The sequence below is a fragment of the Rhodococcus sp. KRD197 genome (genome assembly GCF_017168235.1).
Taxonomy (GTDB): domain Bacteria; phylum Actinomycetota; class Actinomycetes; order Mycobacteriales; family Mycobacteriaceae; genus Rhodococcoides.
In genome coordinates, this window is record NZ_JABFAO010000011.1 from 457,772 (window position 1) to 473,450 (window position 15,679).

12 protein-coding genes are annotated in these 15,679 nt (G+C 64.9%); all 12 read right to left on the reverse strand.

The features are described 5' to 3' along the window. Positions 1 to 7 precede the first annotated feature (7 nt). A complete protein-coding gene (gene ffh, locus J1M86_RS17965; protein WP_075840233.1) occupies positions 8 to 1,564 on the reverse strand; it encodes a signal recognition particle protein in 1,557 nt (518 codons plus the stop codon). 127 nt (positions 1,565 to 1,691) lie between these two features. Then, on the reverse strand, positions 1,692 to 2,501 hold the full coding sequence (locus J1M86_RS17970) for a M23 family metallopeptidase (protein ID WP_206511110.1): 810 nt from the start codon (positions 2,499 to 2,501) through the stop codon (positions 1,692 to 1,694). Between the two features lie 198 nt (positions 2,502 to 2,699). Further along, positions 2,700 to 5,345, reverse strand: a complete 2,646-nt coding sequence (locus J1M86_RS17975; RefSeq protein WP_206510851.1) for a [protein-PII] uridylyltransferase — start codon at positions 5,343 to 5,345, stop codon at positions 2,700 to 2,702. Further along, positions 5,335 to 5,673 (reverse strand): P-II family nitrogen regulator, encoded by a 339-nt coding sequence (locus J1M86_RS17980; RefSeq protein WP_075840128.1) that lies wholly within the window; start codon positions 5,671 to 5,673, stop codon positions 5,335 to 5,337. Before J1M86_RS17980 ends, J1M86_RS17975 begins: the two co-directional genes overlap by 11 nt. 74 nt (positions 5,674 to 5,747) lie before the next feature. Then, a complete protein-coding gene (locus J1M86_RS17985) occupies positions 5,748 to 7,037 on the reverse strand; it encodes an ammonium transporter (protein WP_187346805.1) in 1,290 nt (429 codons plus the stop codon). A gap of 233 nt (positions 7,038 to 7,270) precedes the next feature. Further along, the gene (gene ftsY, locus J1M86_RS17990) at positions 7,271 to 8,596 is read right to left on the reverse strand and encodes a signal recognition particle-docking protein FtsY (RefSeq protein WP_206510852.1); all 1,326 of its coding nucleotides are present in this window, start codon (positions 8,594 to 8,596) and stop codon (positions 7,271 to 7,273) included. Positions 8,597 to 8,668: 72 nt separating this feature from the next. Continuing rightward, positions 8,669 to 12,301: a chromosome segregation protein SMC gene (gene smc / locus J1M86_RS17995; protein WP_206510853.1), complete on the reverse strand. Its 3,633-nt coding sequence runs from the start codon at positions 12,299 to 12,301 to the stop codon at positions 8,669 to 8,671. Between the two features lie 50 nt (positions 12,302 to 12,351). Further along, positions 12,352 to 12,627: an acylphosphatase gene (locus tag J1M86_RS18000; protein ID WP_075840131.1), complete on the reverse strand. Its 276-nt coding sequence runs from the start codon at positions 12,625 to 12,627 to the stop codon at positions 12,352 to 12,354. Next, positions 12,624 to 13,535: an SMP-30/gluconolactonase/LRE family protein gene (locus J1M86_RS18005; protein ID WP_307786672.1), complete on the reverse strand. Its 912-nt coding sequence runs from the start codon at positions 13,533 to 13,535 to the stop codon at positions 12,624 to 12,626. Before J1M86_RS18005 ends, J1M86_RS18000 begins: the two co-directional genes overlap by 4 nt. Before the next feature lies 1 nt (position 13,536). After that, the gene (locus J1M86_RS18010) at positions 13,537 to 13,983 is read right to left on the reverse strand and encodes an OsmC family protein (protein ID WP_075840133.1); all 447 of its coding nucleotides are present in this window, start codon (positions 13,981 to 13,983) and stop codon (positions 13,537 to 13,539) included. Positions 13,984 to 14,020: 37 nt separating this feature from the next. Then, entirely contained in the window at positions 14,021 to 14,887 is an 867-nt protein-coding gene (gene mutM / locus J1M86_RS18015) for a bifunctional DNA-formamidopyrimidine glycosylase/DNA-(apurinic or apyrimidinic site) lyase (RefSeq protein ID WP_075840134.1), read from the reverse strand. Then, a complete protein-coding gene (gene rnc, locus J1M86_RS18020) occupies positions 14,880 to 15,653 on the reverse strand; it encodes a ribonuclease III (protein ID WP_075840135.1) in 774 nt (257 codons plus the stop codon). Before rnc ends, mutM begins: the two co-directional genes overlap by 8 nt. Between the last annotated feature and the right edge of the window lie 26 nt (positions 15,654 to 15,679).

Consider the following 15,679-nt stretch of genomic DNA (forward strand, 5'->3'; position numbering starts at 1 on the left):
ACCAGCCCTATTTCTTGGGCAACTTCAGCTGCGACAGGTCGATTCCCTCGAGACCCGGAGGAATCTGGTCGAGTCCCTTCGGCATACCCGACAGGTCGGGCATACCGGCGGGCATACCTCCCGGCATACCTGGGAATCCACCGCGGATCTTGGGCTGGGTCGGCCCACGGCCACCCTTCTTCCCCTTCTTGCCCTTCTTGCTACGAACCTGCTTGCGCGCGCCCGGCATTCCCATGCGGCCCGCCATCGCGGACATCATCTTCCGAGCCTCGAAGAATCGGTCCACCAACTGATTGACGTCGGACACTTTCACACCCGACCCGTTGGCGATACGCAGTCGGCGTGAGGCGTTGATGATCTTGGGATCGTTGCGTTCCTGCGGAGTCATGCCTCGGATGATGGCCTGCACCCGATCCAACTGCTTCTCGTCTACGTTGGCGAGTTCCTTCATCTGTCCGGCACCGGGGAGCATGCCGAGGAGATTGCCGATCGGACCCATCTTCCGGACGGCCATCATCTGTTCGAGGAAGTCGTCGAGGGTGAGCTGACCGGATCCGATCTTGTTGGCTGTGGCCTCGGCCTGTTCGGCGTCGAAGTGCTGCTCGGCCTGCTCGATGAGGCTCAGCACGTCACCCATACCGAGGATGCGACTAGCCATCCGGTCGGGGTGGAAGACATCGAAGTCCTCGAGCTTTTCGCCGGTCGAGGCGAACATGATCGGAGCGCCGGTGACCTCACGCACGCTCAGCGCGGCACCACCGCGGGCGTCACCGTCCAGCTTGGTGAGGACGACGCCGGTGAAACCGACTCCGTCACGGAACGCCTGCGCCGTGCTGACGGCGTCCTGGCCGACCATGGCGTCGAGGACGAACAGTGTTTCGTCTGGGTCGACCGCGTCACGAATGCCCGCGGCCTGCTCCATCAGTTCGGTGTCGATACCGAGACGACCAGCGGTGTCGACGACGACAACGTCGTACTGCTTGCTTCGCGCCTCGTCCAGTCCGGCCCGTGCGACCTCGATGGGATCGGCTGCCGTGACGCCGAGGGCGTTGTCTCCGCCGCCGATCGAGGTCCCGGGGTGCGGTGCGAACACTGCAGCACCCGCTCGCTCGCCGACGATCTGCAGCTGACTGACCGCGCCGGGACGCTGTAGGTCACACGCCACCAGAAGCGGTGTGTGCCCCTGGTCCTTGAGCCATTTCGCGAGCTTGCCGGCCAGCGTCGTCTTGCCCGAGCCCTGCAGTCCGGCGAGCATGATGACGGTAGGAGGGTTCTTCGCGAAAGTCAGGCGACGCGTTTCACCGCCGAGGATGCCGACCAGTTCTTCGTTGACAATCTTGACGACCTGTTGGGCCGGGTTGAGCGCGGCCGAGACCTCGGCGCCCTTGGCCCGTGTCTTGATGCGGGTGATGAACTCGCGCACCACGGGCAGGGCGACGTCCGCTTCGAGGAGCGCAAGTCTGATCTCACGTGCCGTCGCGTCGATGTCGGCACCGGAGAGACGCCCCTTGCCACGCAGGTCCTTGAGGGTCCCGGTCAACCTGTCGGAAAGGGATTCGAACACCGATTGCACTCCTGAGCCGATAGAAAGAAAGAGCCTGTTGGTCGAGCGATACGTGGCTCCAGACTAGCGCTCGCCGCGATCAGGCGTGGACAGCGCGTGCACCGGGCGGTGGCTCGGCCCGGTGTGGTCAGGCGTTGCGCGCGGAATCGTTCCAGGTCACCGCTACTCCTCGTGTCGCCAGCCAGGCAGCCGGATCGACCTTCACTCCGGACGGGTCGTGGACCTCGAAGTGCAGGTGTGGCCCGGTGGAATGCCCGCGATTACCGACAGTGGCGATACGTTGCCCCGCGGAAACGGTTTCCCCCTCCGTGACGGAAAACGTGTCGACGTGCCCGTACACAGTTTCGGTCCCGTCGACGTGACGGACCTTGACCCACAGACCGAACCCGGCGGCCGGACCCGCAGCGGTGACCACCCCGTCTGCAGCCGCGAGCACGGGCGTGCCGATGGGCGCCGCGATGTCGGTCCCGCTGTGGTGAGTACCCCACCGCTGTCCGAAGGACGACGTCAGCGTTCCCGAGACCGGTTGCACCGCACGCAGCCCGATCGGCTGCAGATCCTGCTCTCCGACCTGGGGCAGACCGAAGTCCGGTAGCTCGGGAAGCGTGGGCCACGGTGGGAGATCGAGATTCTCCGGCAATACGAGGCCATCCGGCACCTCGAAGTGCGGCATTTCGAAGCCCGCGGGTATCAGGTGTTCGGGGATGCCGAACGGGGTGCTCGCGGCGGGCGCCTCGGGCGCGGGAAGAGGCGCTGCGGTCGCAGTGCCGGTTCCGAGCGACGTCGCGCCGGCGACGATGGCTCCGGTGGCCACCACCACGGTGGCTGTCTTCAAGCCCGAGTCCTTCGTATCCTCCTTCGCTCGATGACGCCCGCGCGGGGTGTCGGCTTCTGCGTCGGCTGGAACGTAGATGTTCGACCGGCGGTGGGCTCCCACAGTCAGTACCTCGTCAATTCTCACGAACGGTGAAGACGAACCGTCGCGGCCGTTTTACGGATGGATTCGCTCTGGCTCAGGTGTCGTCGCTGTGGGGATCAAGGTAACAAAACGACATCGTTTCGAATGACAGTGGCCCAATCTTGATGACACTTCACAGTCGTCGGTTCGTTCTCACCCACTGAAACCGTTCGGCGACTAGGTTCCTTCCGGCTTCTCCGGCGGCTTGGGCGGTTCAGGCGCGGGCACCACATCGAGCAGTGCACGTTCGATTTCCTCCCTGGTGGCACGACTGTCGGAGCCGGTCAGGTCGATACAGAAGGCGTCGACGACGGAGGTTCCCAGCGTCGCGACCCTCGCCCACCGGATGTCCGCACCGATGGCTTCCAAGGCGGTGGCCAACCGGCACAACAATCCGAGTCGGTCCTCCGCCCGTAGCTCGAGCACCACCTGTCCCGGATCGGTTCCGTCGAACCACAGCACCCGGGGAGGCGCCAGTGCATACGTGACAGGAACCGAAGGCTCGCCCGCCTCCTCGTCGGCTTTGCCGTCCCTCGAGCCCTCGCTGCGGGAAGCGGCGTCGAACGGAGACTCGTCGAGAGGCGTCTCGTCGACGGGCGCAGGACGCGAGCTCTTCTCCTTGGCGTCCAACATCGCGACGAGATTCAGTTCGCCGGCTCGCGCCCTGATGATCTCCTGTCTCAGCAAACCGGCTTGCGGCGGCGTTCCGAACAGAGGCGCCACCACGAACGAGTTCACCGCAGAACCGTCGTGACTGCCGAGAGAGGCCGAAAGCACGCGAAGCGACTGCAGTGCCAGCACACCGGCAGCATCGGAAAGCAGGCCACGGGTGTCCGGTGCAACCACCGTGACGACGTAGGTGTGAGACCCGTTGGTCTGCTGCAGATCCACGTGCACGCCGCCTTTCTCGGCGAGTGCGATGTGGGCGGGGTCCAGTGGGTCCGGGACGGGCAGGTTGTCCCCTGCCATCACCATGCGGCACCGGCGGACGAGTTCCCGGATGAGCGAGGCCTTCCAGTCGCCCCACACCCCCGGCCCCGTCGCGAGCGAGTCCGCCTCGGCGAGGGCGTGCAGCAACTCCAGCAGCACGGTGTCGGCACCGAGTGCCTTCACCACCGTCTCCACCGTGACCGGATCGTCGAGATCACGTCGTGTCGCGGTGTCCGGTAGCAGCAGGTGATAGCGGACCATCGAACTGAGAAGAGCGACGTCGGACGGCCACAGTCCGAGCCTGTTTCCTATCTGGGTTGCCAACTCTGCGCCGACGACACTGTGATCCCCGCCGCGACCTTTACCGATGTCGTGCACGAGGGCACCGAGAACGAGCAGGTCCGGCCGCGCCACTCTCGTCGTGAGGGCACTCGCGTAGGCGGCCGTTTCCACCAGGTGTCGGTCCACCGTCCACGTGTGGACTGCGTCCCGAGGCGGTAGGTCGCGAACGGCCCCCCACTCGGGCATGAGTCGACCCCACAGTCCGGTGCGGTCGAGCGCCTCGATGGCGGCTATCGCCCGACGTCCAGAACCCAACAGCACCAGCAGGTCGTTGAGTGCTTCCTTCGGCCACGGTTCGCGTAGCTCGGGGGCACTGTCGGACAAACGGTTGAGCGTCGACGCCGACATCGGCATACCTGTCTGAGCCGAAGCCGCGGCAACCCGCATGATCAGACCTGGATCCTTGTTCGGCCGAGCGTCACGAGCGAGCACCACTTCGCCACCGTGCTCGACGACGCCCTCGTCCAGAGGTCGACGAACGGGTGCTCGACGGAGTCTCGAAAGACCGCGGCGGGGCAACGAGTTGCCCGCCGTTCGCAATCCGACGTCGACGGAATAGCTGATCGTGCGCGCCGAGTCGCTGAGCACACGAGCCAGGTCGAATCGGTCACCGATCCGCAAGGCTGCACCGATTTCGTCTGCATCCTGCGCGCGGAGCTGGTCACGGGCACGCCCTGCTACCCGATGCAGTTCGGTACGTACATCGAGCAGACGGCCGTGCGCAAACGCGAGACCACCACCGGGCGATTCGGGGCCGAGCCCGGGCATCCCGTCGGTCAGCTGGGCGATGGAGAGCGCGTCGAGCAGTTGGACATCGCGCAGCCCTCCTCGTCCGCTCTTGAGGTCGGGTTCGGCGCGATGGGCGATCTCGCCGCTGCGGGCCCACCTCGATCGGGTCTGTGCGATGAGATCGTCGAAACGCGACCTGATGCTGGTACGCCACTCACGGCGAACTCCGCCGATCAGGAGGTTGCTCAGCTCGACGTCACCTGCGATGTGACGAGCCTCGAGCATTCCCAGAGCGGCCGTGAGATCGGTGGATGCAACGTGAAGTGCCTGTGGGACCGTGCGGACGCTGTGATCGAGCTTGATGTGCGCGTCCCAGAGGGGGTACCAGAGTGCGTCGGCGACGCTTGCGACGATCTCGGAGTCCATGTCGTCGTGCAACAGGATCAGGTCGAGATCCGAGTACGGAAGCAACTCACGTCTCGCCAGCCCGCCCACAGCAACGATAGCGAATCCCGAGTCGGGCTTGATGCCGAGTTCGGCGCCCTTGGTGGTGAGCCAGAATTCGTGCAAGTCGACCAGTGCCCTGCGAAGCGAGGGCGCGTCGAGTCGGCGGTTGCGTGCACCACCGTCGAGCAACTGCTTCCTGGCACGCGCCAGGTCGGCTGCGGCATCGTTGTTCTTCGCGCCGGAGCCCATGGTGTTTCGAGATGTCGAGTTCGAGCCCATGTTCTTGGTGCCCTTCGAGGCCGAAGGCCCCGATCCTCCAGCTTTTGCTGAAGAATCGGGGCCGCCTGCGCCCGACCCGTGTGGGTCAGAGTGCATCTGCGCCGCGTTCTCCGGTGCGAACTCGGATGACCGAGTCGACCGGCGAAACCCAGACCTTGCCGTCACCGATCTTGCCGGTTCGCGCGGCCTCGACGATTACCTCGACGACCTTTTCCACTGCCGCGTCGTCGACGACGACCTCGACTCGAACCTTGGGGACGAAATCTACGGAGTACTCGGCGCCGCGGTAGACCTCCGTGTGCCCCTTCTGTCGTCCGTATCCCTGAACCTCACTGACCGTCATGCCAAGCACGCCGGCCTGTTCGAGGGCCGTCTTGACGTCCTCCAACGTGAACGGTTTGACGATTGCCGTGATCAGCTTCATATTTTGCTTCCCTTCGCCTGCTCTGGAGTGCCCGATTGCGTTCAGAGCGATCCCTCGCTCCTATCTTTACCCTGTCAGGCGAAGTCGTACGCAGTCTCCGCGTGCTCGGCTTCGTCGATGCCGTTGGCCTCTTCCTCGTCCGATACGCGCCATCCGAGCGGCTTGAGTGCCAGCGCGATTACGACGGTGACAATCGCGGTGAAGATCAGCGCGAACAGTGCGATGACGATCTGAACGACCAACTGCTTGTAGTCGCCACCGTAGAACAACCCGGTCTCGGAGCCGAGGAAGCCGATGGCAATTGTGCCCCACAGGCCGGCTACGAGGTGCACGCCGACCACGTCGAGCGAGTCGTCGTATCCGAACTTGAACTTGAGCCCGACCGCGAGTGCGGAGAGGACACCGGCGATGACACCGAGAATCATCGAACCAACCGGAGTGAGCGAACCTGCAGCCGGGGTGATGGCGACAAGTCCGGCGACGATTCCGGAAGCGGCTCCGAGGCTGGTGGCGTGCCCGTCGCGAATGCGCTCTGTGATCAGCCAGCCTGCGATTGCGGCGGCAGTGGCGGCCGTGGTGTTGACCCAGGCGAGGCCCGCAGCACCGTCGGCCGCGAACGCCGAACCCGCGTTGAAGCCGAACCAGCCGAACCAGAGCAGTGCTGCGCCGAGCATGACGAACGGAAGGTTGTGCGGCCGGAATGCCACCTTGCCGAAGCCTGCGCGTTTGCCGATGATCACGGCCAGGACGAGTGCGGCGATACCTGCGTTGATATGCACGACGGTGCCACCGGCGAAGTCGATGGGTGCGACCGAGGCAACCAGCCCGCCATCACCATCGTCAGTCGTGCCGAAGATCTTCGCGGCCAGACCGTCCTCGGAACCGGAGAGCAGACCGCCACCCCAGACCATGTGAGCCAGTGGGAAGTACGCCAGCGTGACCCAGATGCCGGCGAACACCAGCCAGGTTCCGTACTTGACGCGACCGGCGAGCGAACCGGAAATGAGTGCGACTGTGATGATCGCGAACGTGACCTGGAAAGCGACATCGATGACATTGGCGTAGCCGAAGGCTCCGGCAATGAAGTTGCCGTCCGCGTCGGTGATCGTGTCCTTCAGACCGAAGAACTCGAAGGGATTGGCGAACAGTCCACCGATGTCCTCGGTGCCGTACGACATCGACCATCCCCACAGGACATAGATGATGGACACAACCATCATTGCCCCGAACGACATCATCATCATGTTCAGGACGGACTTCTGCTGCGACATACCGCCGTAGAAGAACGCCAGGCCTGGCGTCATCAGCAATACCAGCGATGCTGCCATCAGCATCCACGCGGCGTTGCCGGAGTTGGCCAACATATCCTCGGGACTCACGTACACCCTCCATTCTCCTGCGCACCGGTTGTTGCGCCGTGAACAAAGGGTCGTGTCACAAAGTTTCAGCCATGACACTCAGGTGTTTCGCCCGTGTGAACGCATTACCCGAAACTGTTGCGAGCAGGTTTCGTCCAGGCATTTCGCCTTTTTGCCGGCTTCGTTTCAAGCCCATGGAAGCTGTGTCCGGTATGTCCAGACCGACGATTTTTCGGTACTCAGCCGAGCAAAGCATCCACGAAAGCACCCGGCTCGAAGGGCGCCAAATCGTCCGCTCCTTCACCGAGACCGACCAGCTTGACCGGAACACCGAGCTCGCGCTGAACCTGGAAAACGATGCCACCCTTGGCGGTGCCGTCCAGCTTGGTGAGCACGACTCCGGTGATGTCGACGACCTCGGCGAAAACGCGTGCCTGGGTCAAGCCGTTCTGGCCCACCGTCGCGTCGAGAACGAGCAACACGTCGTCCACGCGGGCTCGCTTCTCGATGACGCGCTTGACTTTGCCGAGCTCGTCCATCAGTCCCGACTTGGTGTGCAACCTGCCCGCTGTGTCCACCAGGACGACGTCGACACCCTGTTCGATCCCCTTGGTGACCGCGTCGTATGCCACAGCCGCCGGATCAGCGTTCTCCTTGCCGCGCACCACGTCGGCTCCGACGCGCTCTCCCCATGTCTGGAGCTGGTCTGCGGCCGCAGCTCGGAAGGTGTCCGCGGCGCCCAGCAGCACACGGCGACCGTCGGCGACGAGCACGCGCGCCAGTTTGCCGGTGGTGGTCGTCTTACCGGTGCCGTTGACGCCGACGACCAGCAACACCGCGGGAGTGCCCTCGTGCGGAAGCGCCTTGATGGAACGATCGAACTCCGGGTGCAGTTGATCGACCAGTATTTCGCGCAGCAGCGCTCGCGCGTCGGCCTCGGTGCGCACACTTCTGGCCGCCATCTGCTCGCGCAGTGTCGTCATGATCTCCGCAGTCGTGGACGAGCCGAGGTCGGCAATCAGGAGAGTGTCCTCGACCTCCTCCCAGGAGTCCTCGTCCAAGTCGCCGCCGCCGAGCAGGCCGAGCAGGCTCTTGCCCACCGCCGACTGCGAGCGCGACAGTCGACCCCGCAAGCGATCGAGCCGACCGTCGGTGGGCTCGATCTCGTCCAGCACGGGCGCCGTGGATACCGGCTCCGGTGCAGGCTCCGGTATCGGCGCGGGTGCAGGTTCCGGTTCAGGTGTCGGCTCGGGTTCCGGAGCCGGAACCGGCATCGCCGGGGGCGCCGGCGTCGGTTCGGGCTCGGGCGTCGGTTCGGGCGTCGGACGGGGCTTGGGAGCGAGCTCGGGCTCTACCGTTGCGGCACCCTGACTGAAGGAGAATCCCCCTCCTGCCTTGTAGCCGCCGGAACGATCCTTCTGTCCTTCTTCGATTCTGTCCGTCTCGGGCGCCTTCAGTGACACGCGTCGACGACGGAGGAGAACGAACCCGGCGACGAGTACGACGACGAGCACGGCCAGAACGGCCGCAAGGATGATCCAGGCTTGGGTACTCACGAGATCCATCCTGTCAGGACCGCCCGCAGCCCCCGCGGTCACCCTGGCCGGACCGGGCGAGCACCCGTCGGCATCGACATCTCAGTCCTCGACGGTCGCGCTACCGATGGTCTCGACCCGGTTTCGGTCGCGGTCGAGGCGCTGCGAGATGACGGTCGTGATGCCGTCGCCACGCATCGACACACCGTAAAGCGCGTCGGCGACCTCCATGGTCGGCTTCTGGTGGGTGATCACGATCAGCTGCGATTTTTCGCGTAGCTGTTCGAAAAGCCCGATCAGCCGCCTGAGGTTCGTATCGTCCAGGGCGGCCTCGACCTCGTCCATGACGTAGAACGGCGAGGGGCGAGCGCGAAAGATTGCGACGAGCATCGCCACCGCGGTCAGTGACTTCTCGCCACCCGAGAGCAAGGACAGGCGCTTGACTTTCTTGCCCGGCGGCCGTGCTTCGACCTCGATACCGGTGGTCAACATGTCGCCGGGGTCGGTGAGTATCAGCCGACCTTCGCCGCCGGGGAAGAGCTTGGCGAAGACCTGGGTGAATTCACGCTCGACGTCGAGCCAGGCTTCGGTGAAGACCTGCAGGATTCGTTCGTCCACATCGGCGACGACCTCGAGCAGATCCTTGCGGGCGGATTTCACGTCTTCGAGCTGAGTCGAGAGAAAGTTGTACCGCTCCTCGAGCGCCGCGAATTCCTCCAGCGCGAGCGGGTTGACCTTGCCCAGCGTCGCGAGATCTCGTTCGGCCCGTTTCGCTCGCTTTTCCTGGGTGGATCGATCGAACGGCATGGGTGCGGGGGCGATCACCTGTTCGCCGCGCTCCTTGGCAGCTTCGTACTCCGACATTTCAAGTTCGCTCGGCGGCAATGCGATATCGGGACCGTATTCGGCGATCAAGTCGTCGAGACCGATACCGTGCTGCTCGAGAATCGTCGTTTCGAGCTGCTCTATCCGCAGCGCAGCCTGAGCCCGCGCGACCTCGTCGCGGTGAACGGCGTCGGTGATCGAGGCCAGCTGTGCGGTAAGTGCCCTGACCTGTTCTTTCACCCGATCGAGTTCAGCGTTGGTGTTCGAACGCTGTTCAGAGAGTTCATCGCGACGCGCGGCAGCGGCCGACACGACCGAGGCCAGCCGCACCGCGATGCGCTCGCCTGCCGATACGACCGATTCGGCGACTGCTGCTGCGTGCCGACGCGCGACCATCTCACGTTCGGCTCTGACACGCGCCTCGCGCTCGGCTCGGGCAGCTCGTCGAAGCGAATCGGCGCGGCCACGAAGTGCCTGCGCACGCTCCTCCGCAGTGCGCACGTTCAGCCGCGCCTCCACCTCGACCGAACGCACCTCCGACAGCGCGGCAGCGGCGCTCTCGCGGGCGAGAGTCGAGTCCTCAGGGTCCGTGGCGCCGCCGGACCCTGATTGTTCGTCCTCGGCCAATCTCAACCGTTCCTGCAGATCGGCGAGAGCGGCGAGAGCTTCTTCTCGTCCGTGCTCGGCCGCGGTGCGTTGCTCGCTCAGTCGGCTCGATTCGGCGTGCGCCGAGCGCGCCAGTTGCCCCAAGCGTCCCAACTGCTCGTACACCGCCGACATGGCGGCGTCGGATTCGTTGAGCGCGGCCAGCGCTTGTTCGGCGGATTCGCGGCGATCGTGCTGCTCGGCGAGAGCACCGGACAACGCTGCCTCCAACTCCGAGGCTCGGCGCTCGGCAGCGGCTAGTTCGACGGTGGAGGTATCGATCGCAGCCTGCACCTCGAGAGTGCTCGGTCGACGGTCGGAGCCGCCGGACAACCACCCTGCGTCGACGTAGTCGCCGGCCGTGGTGACCGCCCGCACGCCCGGGGTCGATCGAACGAGCGACTGCGCGTCGTCGAGCGAGTCGACGATGACGATGTCGCCCAACAGGGCATGCATCGAAGCTGACAGAGACTGCGGAAACTCCACCACGTCGACGGCCCAGCGGGCCCTCTCCGGGAGCACGACCGTCCGCGATCGCACAGCCGCCTCATCGCCTGAATCGTCGAACACGATCGCCGCGCGGCCACCGTCGGCGTCGCGGAGCGCACGCACTGCTTGGCGGGCACTGGCGAACGACTCGGCGTGTGCAGCGTCCGCTGCAGGCCCCATGGCCACGGCTACGGCAACGTCGAAGCCGGCGGCCACAGTAATCTGCTCGGCAACCAACCCGGACACCCCGGCAACGTTGTTCTCCAGAAGCCAACCCGCCCCGTCCTTGCGCTCGAGGCCCATCGTCAACGCTTCGATGCGCGCCTGGAACGAAGCCACCCTCTTGCCCGCGACCCGCTCCTCGCTCTGCAGTTCGCTCACGCGCGCATCCGCACTGCGCAGAGCCGCCACCGCGCGTTCGTAATGTGTGTCGAGGCTCAGTTCGCTCGCATCCAAGCCCGAGATCTGGTCCTGGACGCTCTCGAATTCCGCCTGCGCGACGTCACCGCGCTCCCGTGCTTCCTCGATCGCGACGGACAACCGTGCAACTTCCGCGTCCACGGACTCGACCTTGGTTCGGTACGTGTCGACCTGGCCGGAGAGGCGCGCAAACCCCTCACGGCGATCGGCCACAGCTCGCACAGCCGCCATGTGGGCGCGCTCCGCTTCCGCGGCCGCAGCCTCCCGCTCGACCAACTTCTCACGCGCCACCTCGAGGGTTTCGCGTGCCATCTCTACCGCCTCGACGAGTTCCGCTTCCTCCTCGGCGACGCGCTCGGCTTGCTGTTCCAGCTCATCGGGGTCCTGGCCACGGCCACCGGACGGTGCTGTGTCGAGGTGACGCGCCCGTTCCCTACCGATTCGTACGGTCGCGTTGACGCGTTCGGCGAGCGCGGACAGCGCAAACCAGGTCTGCGCTGCCGCCTCGGCACTCGGCGTCAGCCTTGCCACGGATTGTTCCAGCTCCCCGAGAGCGACGTTTCCGGCCGCCAACGCATCCTGCACAGCGGCGTACTGTTCGCGCGCGGCAGCCTCGTCCTGCGTCTGGCTGGCGAACTCCTCGCGCCGTGTGACCAAATCGTCGGCAGCGAGACGGAGTCGGGCGTCGCGAAGATCTGCCTGCACGGTTTGCGCACGTCGCGCTACCTCTGCCTGCCTGCCGAGCGGTTTGAGCTGGCGCCGCAGTTCGGTGGTGAGATCGGTCAACCGCGCCAGGTTGGCCTGCATCGCATCGAGTTTGCGTACCGCCTTCTCCTTGCGCTTCCGATGCTTGAGGACGCCCGCAGCTTCCTCGATGAAGGCGCGTCGATCCTCCGGACGCGATTCGAGGATGGCTGCGAGCCTCCCCTGCCCGACGATGACGTGCATCTCACGACCGATGCCTGAATCGCTGAGCAACTCCTGTACATCCATGAGCCGACACGAGCTGCCGTTGATCTCGTACTCTCCGGCACCGTCGCGGAACATCCGACGAGTGATCGACACCTCGCTGTAGTCGATCGGCAGCGCGCCGTCCGAGTTGTCGATCGTCAACGTCACCTCGGCGCGTCCGAGGGGGGCACGGCCCGACGTCCCCGCGAAGATGACGTCTTCCATTTTTCCGCCACGCAGCGCTTTCGCGCCCTGCTCCCCCATGACCCAGGTGAGGGCGTCGACGACGTTCGACTTGCCCGAGCCGTTCGGCCCGACGACGCAGGTGATACCTGGCTCGAATCGAAGAGTCGTCGCCGATGCAAAGGACTTGAAGCCCTTCAGCGTCAGACTCTTGAGATACATGGCCGTTCAGAGTACCGGGTGTACGGCCGCGTACTGCGCGCACACTCGCTTCAACGCTCGACGAATCCGGAGAGTCCGCCGCGTGGACGATCCCAGCTCTCGACGACGAGCGTCACCGAACCCGGCGTGGTTCCTCCGCGCAACAATTCCAACAGCTTTTCGAGCCGGTCCCTGGCGCCTTCGGCGACTACCAGCACACGCCCGTCGGGGTGATTGGTGGCCGATCCTAGAAGGCCGAGTTCCAATGCGCGAGAACGTGTCCACCATCGAAAGCCGACACCCTGCACCTGCCCGTGGACCCAGGCCGTCAAACGCTCGTCTGTCATGGCGGGCTCAACTTCCGCACGGTGCCGTCGAAGCTGGTGGCGTACAGCGACTCGCGATCCCATCCGAATCCGCCGAATGCGACGGAGGTGGTCAAGGGCATCCCGGTGCCGATCACGCACCAGGAAGCGGATTCGGGATCGATGCGCAGTACGCGGCCCGCCAGGTTCTGCGAGAGGTAGATCTGGCCGTCCGCTCCGACAGTCATGTCATCCGAGGCGGTGACAGGACCGAATCCGTCCACCGGAATCCTGCGAGCGGGGCCGTCGAGGTCACTCACATCGAGCACCGATATCTCGAGTTCGGGCTCGAAAGTATTGGCGACGTACAAGGTTTCGCCGTCGATCGCGATGCCGTTCGCAGTTCCGAGATCGTTGCGTATCACCGATGGCTCATGTGGGGCCTCGGCACCCACCGACGTGAGACCCGTTGCGCTACCGAGGTTTCGAGTCGCAAATAGTTCACCGCTCGCTGCCCGCGCAAGACCGTTGGGCATCACCAAGCCGCGCGAGTAGGTGGACCGAACACCGGACACGAGATCGAGAGCGTCGACGGTTCCATCAGGAGTGCCGAAAAGCCCTGCAGCAGTGCCGTTTCCCGTTGTGAAGTACATCGTGTCACCGTCGACGACGATGCCGCCCGGCGAGGACACGTCCGCAACCGCGACTGTTCGTGCGGTGTCGGGCGTCATCCGCGCGATAGCGCCCGGTCCGAGAGGCGAGGTCTGCGAGAGATACATCGATCCACTGTCATCGAACGCGATGTTCTCGAGCATCCCGAATCCCGACGCGACGGTGGTCACACTCCATGGGGCACAACTCGGCGTCGCCGACGCACTCGGCACACCCACGAGTAGCCCCGGGGTCACTGCTGCAGTCACGACGGTCGCGAGGACCGACCAGACCCTCACCTCAGCCGTCCACGGCAATGTCGAGGCCGACCTTGGTTCCCGCTTTCAAGGTGCGCCCCACGGTGCACACCTTGTCGACTGCGCGTTCGACGACAGTGAGAAGCCGTTGTTGCGCGTCCGCATCGAGCTCGCTCAAATCGATTCTCAGCACCTCGGCGAGTGCAGGGTAGAGCTCGTTCTCACGATCCGCCGCTCCGGAGACCTCGATGGTGGCGTCGTAGTTGTCCCCGAGCCGACGCGAGAGCGGAAGGTCCGAGCTCATCCCTGTGCAGGCCGCGAGCGCGATCTTGAGCAATTCCCCGGGAGTGAAGACGCCGTCGACCGACTCGGATCCGATGAGTACTTCGGCTCCGCGTGAACTCTTGCCGATGTAGCGGCGGGTTCCGGTGCGTTCCACCCAGAGCTTCGTCGAAGGGCTCTGGTCAGTCGGGGTGCTCTCGTCGGTCATGATCGGATTCTAGAGACTCGCGTGTTCGGGCAATGGGTCAGGATCGGGATATTCGAGGTCGAGGTTGGCACCTGGGGCAGCTGTACGAGGACCGGTTCATGAATTTCTCCCGCCGGATGGGGCTGCCGCAACGCGAACACGGCAGGCCCTCCTGCCCGTAGGCGTCGAGCGACCGGTCGAAGTAGCCGGATTCTCCGTTGACGTTGACGTACAGCGCGTCGAACGACGTGCCACCCTGCGCCAGGGCCTCGCCCATGACGGCATGCACTGCCGTCAACAGCCGACGAAGTGCCGGCCTCGAGAGCGTCTCAGCGATGCGATTGCCGTGAATCTTCGCGCGCCAGAGAGCTTCGTCGGCGTAGATGTTGCCGACCCCTGACAACACCGTCTGATCGAGTAGAGCTCGCTTGATCTCGGTGTGCTTGGCGCGCAGCACGTTCACCACCGTCTCGGCGTCGAACAGCGGGTCGACTGGATCGCGTGCGATGTGGGCTACGGGCTCCGGCACCGACTCACCGTCGACGGTGAGCAACGGCGCTAGGGCCCACCCCCCGAACGTCCGCTGATCGACGAAACGCAGGTCCGCGCCGTTGTCCAACCGCGCACGGATGCGTAGATGCTTCTCGTCCGGCACGGTCGGCGGCTGCACCAGCATCTGACCGCTCATCCCAAGATGGACCACGATGGCACGGTCACGAGATTCGAGCGGGAGCCACAGATATTTTCCGCGCCGCTGGGCCGCCGCGATGGTGCAACCACGTAGCTGCCCTTCGAGGTCTTTGCCACCGGCGATGTGTCGCCGCACGGCCCGAGGATGAAGCACCTCGACGGACTCGATCGTGGTTCCGACGATGTGCGACTCGAGACCCCGGCGAACCACCTCGACTTCGGGAAGCTCAGGCATCCACGCTGCCGGTAGGCGAGAGCGCATTCCAGGCGGTACTCGCGGCCTTTTGCTCGGCTTCCTTCTTCGACCGACCGATCCCCACGCCCAGAGCACGTCCGCTGACCACCACGGTCGCGGTGAACTCCTTGTCGTGGTCCGGCCCGGTGGACGAGATCTCGTAAGCGGGCACGCCGAGCGACTTCACTGCCGTCAGTTCTTGCAGGCTCGTCTTCCAGTCCAAGCCCGCCCCCAGACGCGGAGCGCGGTCCAGCAGATCGTCGAACAAGGCGAGCACGACGCGGCGAGCGGTATCGATCCCGTGCTGCAGATGGATCGCGCCCAGCAGCGACTCCATACCGTCGGCCAGGATGCTCGGCTTGTCGCGTCCCCCGGTCTGCTCCTCGCCCTTACCCAGGAGCAGATGCCTACCGAGCCCGCCCTCACCGAGTCCGCGCGCCACTTCGGCCAGGGCGTGCATGTTGACCACACTTGCGCGGATCTTCGCGAGCTCGCCCTCCGACTTGGTCGGGTGTACTACGTAGAGGCGTTCGGTGATGGTGAGCCCGAGAACAGAATCGCCCAGAAATTCCAGACGCTCGTTGGTGGGAAGTCCGCCCCGCTCGTACGCGTAGGAGCGATGCGTCAGCGCCAGGGTGAGGAGCGGATCCTCCAGCTCAACGCCAAGAGCGGCGAGGAGCGACGTTCTGTCGTCCCCGCCGCTGTCGGCTGCACTGCTGTTTTTTGCACTGCTGTATTTGGAAGCAGGAGTGCTCTTGTTCGTCACTGTGTGTCCGCTACCGGAACTGATCG